Source organism: Candidatus Scalindua japonica (genome assembly GCF_002443295.1).
Taxonomy (GTDB): Bacteria; Planctomycetota; Brocadiia; order Brocadiales; family Scalinduaceae; genus Scalindua; species Scalindua japonica.
This window is the reverse complement of record NZ_BAOS01000003.1, coordinates 116,303-129,141: the sequence shown is the minus strand read 5'-3', so window position 1 is coordinate 129,141 and position 12,839 is coordinate 116,303. Positions and strand designations below refer to the sequence as shown.

Below are 12,839 nucleotides of genomic sequence, written 5' to 3'. Positions count from 1 at the left end.
GGGCTTTTAAAATCACATTAAAATCTTATACGAAACATACTGCACTCAAATACAAAACTACATCATCAAAATTATTCGATCGTTGTGGTTCCACCTTTAAGATACAGTTTCATGAATTTACTTTCATTTGCAGGAGTAAAACCTGTTCTTGCCGGTTCCCAAACTCCTTTCGCATTTAATCCTCCATCCTCAGCCTTTGTAATCCTGACAAGCGTTTCTTTAGGAGTCGTATTAATAACATGATTATCAGCTTCACCACCATGCATGAATCCCATGAAAACTTTCTTCTTGTGGAAGAGAGTATCTGTCTGATGCATCGGCATTAACCACGATCTGGTTATTGACTGCTGAGAACCATATCTGAAATTTGAAAGATATCCATCTTTAGACATTGCCATGCCATCTTTCCTCGTTTCATGCGCTTTAACACTCTTCTCTGTGGCGACATTAGTTGAATGTTTCATCATCGTAGTATGATATGGATACGCCGGATTATACTTTGCTCTCACCATAAGCCTTGCTACTTTATAGAATGGATCATTCGGTTTCCAACCCCTGTATGGTCTATCAACAGGATTTGCATCAACGTAAATATAGTCACCATCATTGATAGCCAGATCTTTTGCAGCGGCTGGATTTATGTGCAACTGATGTTCTCCAGCGCCTGGGCTTCGTTTGTCCATTCTATATGGATCACCGAAGTTATTATTCCAGATAAGGTTCCAGTCCACTGTACTCCATTGTGAATGGACCCTGTGTCTGGTTTTCGGAGTTACACAATAGAACCTGTACCCTTTTTCCCACAATGGGTTCTTCGTTTTCTTAACTTCACTCCATGGCATTTTGATGTTTCTTACATGTCGTTCGTCAGCACCCATATGGTTTTTTGGAATACCATAATCTTCAGGTCGAATATACGGATTTGTACTGACTATTACATTTGGCATATAAGGTGTTGCCTCTACCGCTTCCCTGTGACATACAAAGTTTTCACCGTATTCAATCGCTTCGGGAATATCACAATATGAATGAAGCCTTCCATCATCTGTATGGAACGGACGGTCATAAACGACCTGTTCATACATTGGCGTCCTTGGATAGGTACCAAAGTTCAGCATTGCACCACCCGGTACACCATACTTACCGGCGATCATATCGTTTACGTTATACCCTCTTGTAGGAACACTACCGTCAAAGAGTCTCTGCATGTAAACCTCTGGTCTCTCTTCAAGTGCAAATTTCCAGTAGTCAGCAAATCTTCCGTCGCCAAGTATTTCACCCATTCTCTTGGCAACAAGTGCAGGGACCATAACGTCATCCTTAGAATCATGCAATGGTCTAATCCCACCTTTCCATACCTGAAGAAATGGATTAGAACAGGAACATGTAACCTCATAATGTTCAAATTCCATCCATGAATTTACCGGAAACCCAACATCGGCATATTGTATGGATGATGTCATCATTATGTCACTTGAGATGATAAGATCAATCCTGGGATTAACATTTTTAAACATCTCATAGACCCATTTTGCATTATTAAGCAAGTTAACATTATTAAACCATAGAACCTTAGTCGGTGTATTATAGTGAGTCTCTCCGGTAAAACTCTTTCTACCAAACTTTGGAGTATTGATAATAAGAGGAGTATCTCCATGGTTCCAGTATGCAACCTCTTCATCCATTGCATAACTATGAGCGTGAATATCCTTACCATCCGCATGCGGATCCAGATTCATCCTGAATGGATCCTCTGCAATGATACCCTTGAATCCAGGACCTGACCACTTTGATCCCTGGAAGTTACCGGCTTTATAATTACCTGCCCAGGTGTGAGAACCTGAACCATGATAACCAATGTTACCTGTCAGCATTAAAGGCAGGTATGTTGCTCTGTTATGGAGTGTTGCATGGAAATAATGGTTAATTCCTTCACCATAATGAATTGCCGCAGGTTTAATTGTTGCACAATCCTTTGCAAGCCTTTCAATAAGATGAGCAGGAGAGCCTGTTATATCGGCAGTAGTCTTTACATCGAAATCCCTGAGATGAATCTTGTAAAGATCAAAAAGAGTCATCACTTCGACTTCCTTCCATCTTGGCTCATGAGAGTCATAGCCTCCCTTAAACTCATTATCTTCATCTATAACCTTAACCTTGAAAGTTCCTTCAAGAGCTGGATCTATACCTTTAGCTACCATTTTCTTACCAACATCTTCCCTGGTGATAGCCTTAAATTCTTTGGTTTTCTCGTCAAACACAACAAAATCGCCCAGCTGTTTCCGTTGTTTCTTCTTCAGGCCCTGCACATTCATACTATAGTCAAGATCAGGTGGATGGTAGTCTGCAAAAATTTCCTCTGCTTTCAATCTCTTAAGCGTATCTGTCCTCACCAAGAGTGGGAAATCCGTAAATTTCTTGACAAAATCCGCGTCATACCATTTGTTATCCATTATGATCTTTGTCATAGTAAGGAAAATTGTTGTATCAGATATACCGGTTCGACAAGGGATCCAGTAATCGGCCTTTGTCGCTGAAGGGCTGTACTCGGGCGTAATTACGACCATTTTACCACCCCTCTCAATGATCTCAGTCAGCCAGTGTGCCTCAGGCATCTTGTTCTCTATAAGGTTTTTTCCAACCTGTATAATCAATTTTGAATATCTGAGATCTGCAAAATCAACGTCAGATGCCTGCAATCCATGAACATATGGATGTCCTGGAGCCTGATCACCATGCCATGTGTAATTTGAAAATCTTCTGCCGCCCATTGCTTTATCAGGTCCGACACCTCTTATATTAGCATCAAGAAGTGCAAGCGTGTTAGAGAATCGGTACATCCCCATGTATTTTCCAATAACACCAAGAAGACCCATACCCCCACGATTTTTGAAACATCTCGTACCAGCACCATTCCAATGTGTTAGGGTCTCCGGAGCATACTTATCTCTTTCCAGCAGCTTCTTTTTCCCTTCTTCTCCACTGTACTCTCTTGCAATATGGATCATACCTCTGGCCACATAATCAATTATGTCATCCCAAGACATCTTTAACTGCTCATCAGTACCTCTGGATGTAAATTTATATTTCTCTCTGGCATCCCAGTCCAACTCAGGAAAACCGTCATCCGCCCACTGTTTCCAGCCTTTTCTAAGAAGTGGGAACCTTAACCTATGTGGTCCATATACTCTTCTGAAAAAAGTAAAACCCTTCAGACACATCCTCGGGTTCCAAGACCTCTGTGGTCTTCTTCCTTCAATATCACCGTAATCCTGATGCTCATAATCCTGCTCCACCCTTATTACGACGCTGTTTCTCACAAATGCTCTTACACGACATTGATGAGTATCATTTGGTGAGCAAACAAATGGAAATGAACGGTCATATTTGTACTGATTTCTGTACACGTCTTCCCAGTTTCTGTCGGGATAAGAATCGAGAGGATTATCTACCTCTACTGCCGGCTTTAAAGAATTAAAAGCCAGAGCATTTCTCATAGGTATTGAGACAGCCGCAGTAACACCTCCCGCAACCTTCATAAACGTCCTTCGCGTTAGCTTCATACATATCCTCCTATTTTTATATAAAAAATACTTATTCGCACTTTTAAACTACCACTTACCTGCTTTAATCTTATAATATTCCGCACATCTTTCGCAGACTCCATCCTGTGGCTTCCAATCCGGAAACTCTTCATTAATTATTTTGGCAATGTCCTCATCTTGGGCAACTTCCTCTATCCAATCAAATGAAGGGAAACCACAAAGCGGACAGGTCGTTCCAGGAACAGGACCAAGGGCCTTTGATTCTTCTACCAGTTCTTCAGCAGAACGGCTCCCTGCAGCTAATGCAAGGACTTTGTTTGTGTCTTTAGATAATTCAACCATTCTGTTATGTGTAAAAGTTTCATCCGCATTCCATATTCTATCAAATATTACAGTCCTTGTCTCTTCAGGGATTTTACTAAAGAATGAATCAAATTCTTTCTTTCTCTCCTCTTTGGATGCGGTAGTCTCGAGTCCTTTTTTAGTTAAACGGCCATCAATAGAAATATCCCAGAAAAGCCTATATCTATCAGTGATTATTCGCTCTTCCATAGGAGAGGTCGCAAATTCCTCATGTACGTTATATTCGAAGGCACTATTTATCATGTCAGAAACATGCATAAGTTCATGCCTGATAACTTTACGTATTTCATCGCGACCCTCAATAAAAAGCTCGGGATATAGCCTGATGATGACTTTAGTACCCTCATCTACAAGATTAGAACCCTCGTTCTTCCGTGTCGTAGCTCTCCTGACATGAACCTCCTTAACCATTTCCTCTATGTCAGGATACTCATCGAATGCATCTCTCAGGAAGGCTCCATAACCTAATCGATTAAAGAACTCCACATCAAGTTCCCTGAAACGCCTTGGCCTTTTCTCTTCCTCCATTTCATAAATAGCATCTCTTTTCTTATGATACTCATTGTATAAAGCGGAGTCTCCAGATGTTTCCTGCCGCAACAATCCCTTACACACAATATCATCAACCAACTGATGATCATATTCAATTTCAAGAGTTTCAACTTGTTCTTCCTGTAGTTCAGTCATATTTTTCCTCATCCATGCATGAATCACAAGCCATAGCGCTTTTACCTTCAAGCCTCTGAAGATAATCAGGTTCGTTACCCATATATTCATCTATCTCTTCCGCGTCAACAGACAACTTGAGCATTTCTATATGAATAAAAAGGCTCGCCAATGCCGAAGCATGGCGATAGAACTCTTCAGGTGTTTTCTTAATAACTGACGTTGAAAATGCCTTTATCCACCTGCCGATGTGGGCATACAAAAATTTCTTTTTACCTGAAATACAGGACTCCTGTTCCTTTTCGCTGTGGTTTTCTATTGCATATGCAATTTTATAAGTCAAAAAATGCAGAAATTCCAATTCAACCGCTACATGGTCCCATCTACTTGTGGTCGTGTCCTCTTCAATCTCTATCCCATAAGCCTTATACATTCCTGAGATATCGGCAAGATCTTGAGTTTGTTGCCAAATCTGCGAACCGCTGTAGTACATCTCATAAGGGGGGCAATCCATCGCAACAGTAGAACCGCCAAATGTAGCACGATAGCTCCACGCCAGCCCCTCAACATCAACACCCTCCACCCTCCTCTGCAGCAGATCGAAGGTTTCCAGCATTTGACTACTTCCACTTATTTCAATGCAGTTTTTCACCTCGGCCATGTAGTCATCATTAAGCAGCAGATCTAAAGCCTCTTTATTTGGCTCAAGAAGGCATGTTGAAAGGAATTGATAGATTTGACTTGCCGCAAGCAAATCGCCTACATTTTCATTAATTTTAATTACCATAACTTTCCTCTTATATTTTCTTTATCTTTAGCCACTTTCTTAATAAGTGGCTGGATAAAGAAAAACAAATTCTAAAAACTTAAGTAACGTCTCGGATGACACCACTGCCTGAATCTATTACTTCACATTGCTGAAATAATCCTGTATCTGTGGAGACTTCATATAACCGATAACATATTCATCAGTTGCAGATGCAGCACTACCTTCATAAAACTTACCAGCCCTGAGCTGATAACATTCAAAACAGTTGCGACAGATACCGTCAGCTCTCTTCCAACCCGGGAAATCACCTTTTACATGCGTTTCAGTATCATCATCCATGTCACCAGTATTCAACCAGAAATATGTGGCATAACCACATAATGGACAAGGACTATGATATTTTGATTCCGGAACATTCGCCGGAGTCAAATGACTTAGCGCAGAAGTATCTTCAACTTCCAATATTCTTTTATGCCATGCACCATCACCCTCTATCCAGTAAAAATCGGAATTGTTCGGTTTGTCAGTTTTTGTTTCCGGCGCAGGTGCATCATGGAACAAATGCCATTCAATATTGCCGTTACGCCTTTGATGATAATCCGGTTCATTTGTAGACTTAAAGGCCTCAAAGCTTGGAGCCCACTCTTCCGCCACTACATGCTTAACCCCTGTGATCCCAATACCCATAAAAATGAATATACTAAGAACACATAGTATTTTCGGATATTTCATATCTCTAATTTCCTCCATTTATCAGATTTCAAGTTAATTGTGTAATTACTTTTAATTTAATATGTGACCATTCGTTTTTCGTCACTCTCCCAAGTTGGCTCTTCAACCTTTAACCTGACCATCTCCGTGCCGTCGGCAGCAAACCCGATCACGGTATCGTTATACACTTCGACCTTCTTTCCCATTACTTCTGTCTCATAAATCTTAGGACCATCCTCAATCTCAAATCTCGAAAGCATAGTCTGCGTAGATCTGAAAAGCGCGAGAACAGCCATAAGTTCTCTTGAAGGTGAAGCATATTTATCAAGAGCCTCGTCAACTCCAGGACCGAACATCTGCCTCAAATAACTTCTTGGCGCCCATCTCGGCGGTATATAATAAATGTTAGGCTCAGTACCAAACTGCGGATACAGTGGCAATGCAACTTTATGCACATGAACCAGCCAGTCCATCGGGTTCTTAGGATCAGGCTTCTTATAATCACCGGTCAGAAGACCATTCAATCTGATCTTACCCACACAGGCAACCATACAACGAGCCTCCATCCTTCTGCCTTTTGTAATAGGATCCTTCCCTTCAACTCTGGGGTAACAAGCAATACATTTTTCAGACATTCTTGTTTCACCTCTGTACATCGGCTTCTTATATGGACACTGCTCAACACACTTTCTGTAGCCCCTGCAGCGTTTCTGGTCTATCAGAACGATACCGTCTTCCTTACGTTTATATATTGCCTTCCTGGGACACGCAGCCAGGCATGCAGGATAAGTACAGTGATTACATACCCTCTGAAGATAGAAAAACCATCTCTTATGCTCAGGCAACTCAGATGACTCCGCAGCCGGCCCAGTCTCATAATTTGTCTTTTCACTGGCAGCAGTATCTTCGTATATGTTGGGGAATCTCCACTCTTTATCATCAGGGATATATCCCACTGCTACCTGGTTAAGGCCTTTCGTTTTTGCCAGCTCAAAAATAGTATCACCATTATAAAGTCCGTAAGGAGCAGTAGCTTCGTTTTTATCATCTTCAGAGGTAAACCATTCCATAGGATTATTACCGTTATCCCATAACATCTGCAAAATCTTTTGATCCCAATGCTGAGGATATCCGCCATACGGCTTTGTTTCAACATTATTCCACCACATATACTCCTGCCCCTTACTGTAAGTCCAGGTACTCTTGTGGGCCATCGTACAGGTCTGACAGGCAATACACCTGTTTGTATTAAAAACTGCAGCAAACTGATGTTCCGGCCTTGACTCAAAGTATGGATACTCCATCGTTCTCCCAAGGTGCCAGTTGTGAACAAGCGTCATAATATTCCTCCTTATTATCTATGTAATTATTTGTCGTTTCACTAAATTATTTACTCAGTATATTTCGTTGGTTCTAACGTTATCGGTCTCCACCTAATACTGACAGACTTTAGACCGTTTCTATCACCCTCTTCACCATTCCAGACTGCCATATTAAAGAAAGTTGTTTCGCCCGGTACAAACTGAACATCATTAGGATCCGGAGTCATCAATGGCCTGAAGACCATAACATGCCATTTATCTTCACTCCAATAACCCGTACCATTAACATCCTGATGGGTCTGGGCGGTCAGCGTACCAAAACCGATAGCATTCAGATCTTCCACAGACCTACCCCTGGGAGTAGACAGTAAAGATCCCGCAGCTATCCCTCCAGACATAAGCGGAACACTATCGTGTACTTTTTTGTTAAAATAATCCGGATTAGGATCAAAATCAAAATCTGTAAACATATTTGGATACTGATCTTCCATGTGCTCATATTTACCATCTGCATGTAAATCGCGTTCCCAGTCAGCTTTCCAATGCCAGATATTTACCGGTTTTCCCCTATCTCCCATTCTTGGACTGAAAGGAGTCCTGGGAGATATTTCAACAATACCTAAAGGGAACATAAAACCAACTGCATCCCTGAACTGTTCATGTTTAATCGCCCTATCATTCTTTGTTGCATCGTTCCATGTGACATAAAAGAAAATCGTTTCACCGTTATGAATACTACTAACCTCAACTTCCGCAACAGAGCCTCCACCGTTTGGAAATGCTCTATCCTGTATCTGCAAATTAACTTTATATGATTCCGCCTGCGCAAGGGCTTCAGCTGCCCCATCAATATCTACAGCTACGTACTTAGCGGTAACCCCTTCATCAGTAGGAATGTTCTCTTCTACTGTTGCCTCCTGCTCAAGGCTTTGTGAGAAAACCTCACCACTACATAGATAGAACATTGCGACAAAAGCGCTTCCCAGGAAAACAGACTTTCGTATAAGGCCTCTCAACATGACTATTACCTCCACTAAAAATTTAAAATGAACTTAACTTAAAAGATGTACCTGATATATTTACACATGATATACTAATTAAAAAAAGACAAAGACATTATAAGTCAAATCGACAAAAACTCAACAGCAAAAATGATTAAATATGAAATTTCAAAATAATGTTTTTGACTTAATGCTATCCAGACGAACAATGGTTATTGTAAACATCTACAATAAAAGCGGTTATTATAAAAAAACAAACTGCTCATTGTTCTTTTTCTGGAAATGGACATGGAAACTGTGGTGTGCATCGAAATGATCTTAAACAAAATGAAATAATTAGATAAATACCACTATTCGCATAAATCCCTAATAGAATGTCCATACGTTAACCTCTAAGCTTCTTCCCCTCCAGAAGAAAGAACTACTAACGACCACTTGAGAATTATCTGCAAATTCAAAAGTTAACTAATAACAAATTATTATGAAAACCAGGAATTGGCTTTCTTAATAAACTTAAGATATTCAGGAATTGCAATAAATGTGCCATAATAAAATATATTCAAAAACACTGATTTAATACCTCAACATAACACATATGATTACATATATATATGACAAAAACCCCCAAAGGCCTTAAGACGAACACATAATCACTAAAACACCAACACGACTGACAAACTGTCACTTTTTGCCAGATACAGAAAATCACTATGACATAATGTCAAACCGCCTTGACCAGTAACCACTGCAAAATCAGACGCTTAGAAAAACTAATGTATTAATCCACACATTTTGTTTGTATTTACATGCAAGTTGGTCTCAAAAACACAAGACAGATTTTAATATTAATTATATTGATTGTGTATTAACTATTTATATTATCATTTGCTTCTTCTTCTTCTTTTCTTCTTAACTCTTCCCTGCTAGCCTCTTGCCTGTTTAATTCTTCCCTTTTTCCCCCTTCTTCCAGTGAATTCATTTTCCTGTAGATAGTTCTTGGGGTAATACCCAGTAATTTTGCGGTAACCTCTTTGTCGCCTTTTGATCGTTTTAAAGTTTCATTAATTATCTTCGTCTCAATTTCACGTAACGGCATACCAAATGGAATAAAGAATTTTTTTTCCTCTATCCTGCCACCAGCAATATTTCCCGGAAGATCCTTTTGAGTAATAACCATATCTTGCGCCAGGACAACAGCCCTTTCAATCACATTTTTTAATTCGCGCACATTGCCAGGCCACTGATAACCGGTCATAATATCCAACGCCTCCTCAGAAATACCCTCTATTCTCTTGTTATTCTTTTTCTGATATATTTTAAAAAAATGACTTATCAGTAGTGGAATATCTTCCCTTCTCTCCCTTAGCGGAGGAATGTCTATGGTAATCACGTTCAAGCGATAAAACAAATCTTCTCTGAACTTCTTTTCTTTTATAGCATTTGCAAGATCAACGTTCGTTGCCGAAATTATACGAACGTTACTTTTTAAAACACTGGTACCTCCTAAACGCTCAAATTCGCCCTCCTGCAGGACCCGTAACAGCTTGACCTGAATAGATGGCGTTATCTCTCCAATTTCGTCAAGAAAAAGAGTCCCATTGTGGGCCAATTCAAAACGCCCTTCTTTCTGATTAACAGCACCTGTAAACGCCCCCTTCTCATAACCAAAAAGCTCAGATTCAAGAAGTGAATCCGGCAACGCAGCACAGCTTACTTTTACAAATGGCTTATCCATCCTGGCCCCAATACTGTGTATAAGTGACGCTATGGCCTCTTTTCCAGTGCCGCTTTCACCCTGAATCAACACTGAGGCCTGGCTTGGCGCGACCTGTTCCGCCAGCTTTACGACCTCACACATTACACCACTTTGCCCGATGATGTCTGCATGTCTATCTTGTTCTGAATGCGCGAGCTGCTCTTGCAGATATTTATTCTCAACAACAAGGGCCTGCTTCTCAATAGCCTTTCTTATCATATTGGTAATTACGATTTTCTTGAATGGCTTTGTTATAAAATCATAAGCGCCATCCTTCATTGCGCCAACAGCCTTCTCAATTGTCCCATGAGCTGTTATCAATATAACCTCCACTTCCGGTTTGATCAACTTTGACGCTTTAAGCAGTCGAAGGCCATCCATTTTATGCATCTTCAGGTCCGAAAGCATTACATTTATTTTCTTTTCACGTAAAATATCCAAAGCGCTCTCACCGCTTTCAGCCACAAAAACTTCATAGCCTTCTTTTGAAAGCATCCTGGACAATGCGAGCCTGATACTTTCCTGGTCATCAACAACCAGAACTGTCTGTTTTAAAGAATTATTCAATTATATCCTTTCCGCAACTTTCAACAGGAAAACCAATAACCATAGTTGTTCCTTTGCCTATCGCACTTTTACAAATTATTTCGCCACCATGCCCTTCTATAGTTTTCATCGTCAAGGCAAGCCCCAGACCTGTACCATTAACTTTTACACTATAAAACGGATCAAACACTCTTTGAATATCATCTTTACTGATACCATGACCGGTATCAGTAATATTCACTTCAATATTATTACCCTTAAGTCTTGTAGAGATGCTTACCTTACCACCTTCAGGCATTGCCTCAAATGAGTTTTTAAGTATATTAAGAAATGCCTGCTTTATCTGATTTGTATCGAGCGATATCATGGGCAGATCGGGTGTGTAATGCTCTTTTAACGCAATACCTCTCTGCAACCTCTCCTTATTAAAAAATTTTGAAAGCTCGATTAAAATGTTATTAATAGAGGCCGGTTTCGTTTCCAACCTTGGAAATCTTGCAAACCGAAGGTATTCGTCACTCATTTCAGTTAATGTATCGACTTCATTCAAAATAGACTGGATCAGATTTTCCACATCACTCTTTTCCCCCCCATTATCATTGCTGATTTCGTCATACAATAACTCTGTATTTAAACTAATCGAACTTAATGGATTTCTTATTTCATGGGCCACCTTTGCAGACATTTCACCAATAGTAGCAAGACGTTCCGAATGCAATAGCCGCTGTTCCAGTTTTTTTCTTTCTGTAATATCATGACTTGTCAAAACTGTACCCCAATATTTACCACTGGGATCTATTATCGCAGAATATGTATTGTATAGAAAGCCATCTTTCGTCTTTATTTCCTGATGCTGCGAGGTTTCTATTCCCTTTCTGAAACTTCCGGTTATATTAGATGCTATCCCTCCTATATAAGGAACATGGTCGTCTTTCACTGATTTATTTAACAGTTCGTCGCTCCTTACTTTCCATGCCTTCTCAATCTCCTTATTACACATTGTCACCTTATCATCAGGATCGATAAAGATAACACCTTCTGCCATATTTTCTAATGTTGATTTTATCTCAAACAACACATCATCTCTGCTTTTTCTTAATCTATCCATTATCGATGTTACAAAATATACCGAAATAAATATTGTACTGGCAAGCGCAAAGAAAACACACAGTAAGTAAACTTCAGAATGCCAGAGCTCATCGCTATATCTGAAAGCTGAAAGTGTCTGTAAAGGCTGGTGAGGTATTATAGAATAATACTCCAGTAATAAAAGCAACGCAAAAAGACTTGCCGCAAAAAGCGCTTGTAGATAACTATATTTTTTCTCCAGAAATATACCAGCTATAATAGCATGAAATAAAAAGTAAAAGATAAATGGATTTTCAATACCGCCTGCGAAATATATCAGGCAAATAAGAAAAAAATGGTCTACCATGATCTGTATGCCCGCATGCATCTGTACAGACACAAATGTTTTTGCTCTGAGAATAGTTGTATAGTAACGAAAACCCGCATTGGTTAACCCAATAATTACTCCTATGGTATATAACGGAATCACCCGCTCCACAACATTAAAAACGCTACTGAAGATATAAGTAGTAATAAACAAACCCGATACAGCAATCCAACGCAGAAAAATCAACCAGTGTATTCGCTCTACCAATTCTGTTTTTTTTAAATTTTCCTTAAACACCTATACTGGCCCCTGTCTAGTTTATAACAAGTGCTTGTTATTCGAAATTATAATAATAGAGAAACACCGAACGTCACAAAAATTTCTCTCCGCAAACTCATTCTGTATCTTTCGCGAGACCAGGCATCAAATCATATATTCAGTGCCCATTTGTTCGATTCATACATATCACCTCTCTGGCAGTGGCATAACGTGATCCTGGATCGATAACCAACAATTTACCCTACTACTATAGCGATATCTTTTCATCACTGCAAAGTCAATAAAAAAATAAGAATCAGTATAACAAGAGTCACAAAATATTTCATCACAACGATAAATTTGGAAAAAAATTAGATGATTATTTTTGTACAACAGACTATTGACAACAAATTTACCATTTGTATAATCAAATTTCAGCTTTTATTCTCATCTCAAAGTTGAATTTATTATAATCAAAAATAATTATTAACGAGTAATGTTTCCAC

8 protein-coding genes are annotated in these 12,839 nt (G+C 39.6%); all 8 read right to left on the bottom strand.

From position 1 onward, the window contains the following. Nucleotides 1-71 precede the first annotated feature (71 nt). The 8 genes from SCALIN_RS01970 to SCALIN_RS01935 all read right to left on the bottom strand — a co-directional run bounded on the left by SCALIN_RS01970 (nucleotide 72) and on the right by SCALIN_RS01935 (nucleotide 12,372). Complete coding sequence (locus SCALIN_RS01970; protein ID WP_096892583.1) at nucleotides 72-3,563, bottom strand: molybdopterin-dependent oxidoreductase; 3,492 nt, start codon at nucleotides 3,561-3,563, stop codon at nucleotides 72-74. A gap of 48 nt (nucleotides 3,564-3,611) precedes the next feature. Then, nucleotides 3,612-4,685, bottom strand: coding sequence for a hypothetical protein (locus SCALIN_RS01965; protein WP_133111610.1), 1,074 nt, complete (start codon nucleotides 4,683-4,685; stop codon nucleotides 3,612-3,614). Further along, nucleotides 4,588-5,361: a TorD/DmsD family molecular chaperone gene (locus SCALIN_RS01960; protein ID WP_096892581.1), complete on the bottom strand. Its 774-nt coding sequence runs from the start codon at nucleotides 5,359-5,361 to the stop codon at nucleotides 4,588-4,590. Before SCALIN_RS01960 ends, SCALIN_RS01965 begins: the two co-directional genes overlap by 98 nt. A 117-nt stretch (nucleotides 5,362-5,478) precedes the next feature. Next, the gene (locus SCALIN_RS01955) at nucleotides 5,479-6,075 is read right to left on the bottom strand and encodes a hypothetical protein (protein WP_096892580.1); all 597 of its coding nucleotides are present in this window, start codon (nucleotides 6,073-6,075) and stop codon (nucleotides 5,479-5,481) included. A 56-nt stretch (nucleotides 6,076-6,131) separates the two neighbouring features. After that, the gene (locus tag SCALIN_RS01950) at nucleotides 6,132-7,394 is read right to left on the bottom strand and encodes a 4Fe-4S dicluster domain-containing protein (RefSeq protein ID WP_096892579.1); all 1,263 of its coding nucleotides are present in this window, start codon (nucleotides 7,392-7,394) and stop codon (nucleotides 6,132-6,134) included. 50 nt (nucleotides 7,395-7,444) lie between these two features. Further along, on the bottom strand, nucleotides 7,445-8,395 hold the full coding sequence (locus tag SCALIN_RS01945; protein WP_096892578.1) for an ethylbenzene dehydrogenase-related protein: 951 nt from the start codon (nucleotides 8,393-8,395) through the stop codon (nucleotides 7,445-7,447). 847 nt (nucleotides 8,396-9,242) lie between these two features. After that, the gene (locus SCALIN_RS01940; RefSeq protein ID WP_203415301.1) at nucleotides 9,243-10,700 is read right to left on the bottom strand and encodes a sigma-54-dependent transcriptional regulator; all 1,458 of its coding nucleotides are present in this window, start codon (nucleotides 10,698-10,700) and stop codon (nucleotides 9,243-9,245) included. Next, on the bottom strand, nucleotides 10,693-12,372 hold the full coding sequence (locus SCALIN_RS01935; RefSeq protein WP_096892577.1) for a two-component system sensor histidine kinase NtrB: 1,680 nt from the start codon (nucleotides 12,370-12,372) through the stop codon (nucleotides 10,693-10,695). The genes SCALIN_RS01940 and SCALIN_RS01935 overlap by 8 nt, the downstream gene beginning before the upstream one ends. Nucleotides 12,373-12,839 lie beyond the last annotated feature (467 nt).

Bases quoted from the DNA above. Each gene is read 5' to 3' on its own strand.
- SCALIN_RS01970 (WP_096892583.1), bottom strand. From the start codon at position 3,563: ATGAAGCTAACGCGAAGGACGTTTATGAAGGTTGCGGGAGGTGTTACT.
- SCALIN_RS01965 (WP_133111610.1), bottom strand. From the start codon at position 4,685: ATGAATATATGGGTAACGAACCTGATTATCTTCAGAGGCTTGAAGGTA.
- SCALIN_RS01960 (WP_096892581.1), bottom strand. From the start codon at position 5,361: ATGGTAATTAAAATTAATGAAAATGTAGGCGATTTGCTTGCGGCAAGT.
- SCALIN_RS01955 (WP_096892580.1), bottom strand. From the start codon at position 6,075: ATGAAATATCCGAAAATACTATGTGTTCTTAGTATATTCATTTTTATG.
- SCALIN_RS01950 (WP_096892579.1), bottom strand. From the start codon at position 7,394: ATGACGCTTGTTCACAACTGGCACCTTGGGAGAACGATGGAGTATCCA.
- SCALIN_RS01945 (WP_096892578.1), bottom strand. From the start codon at position 8,395: ATGTTGAGAGGCCTTATACGAAAGTCTGTTTTCCTGGGAAGCGCTTTT.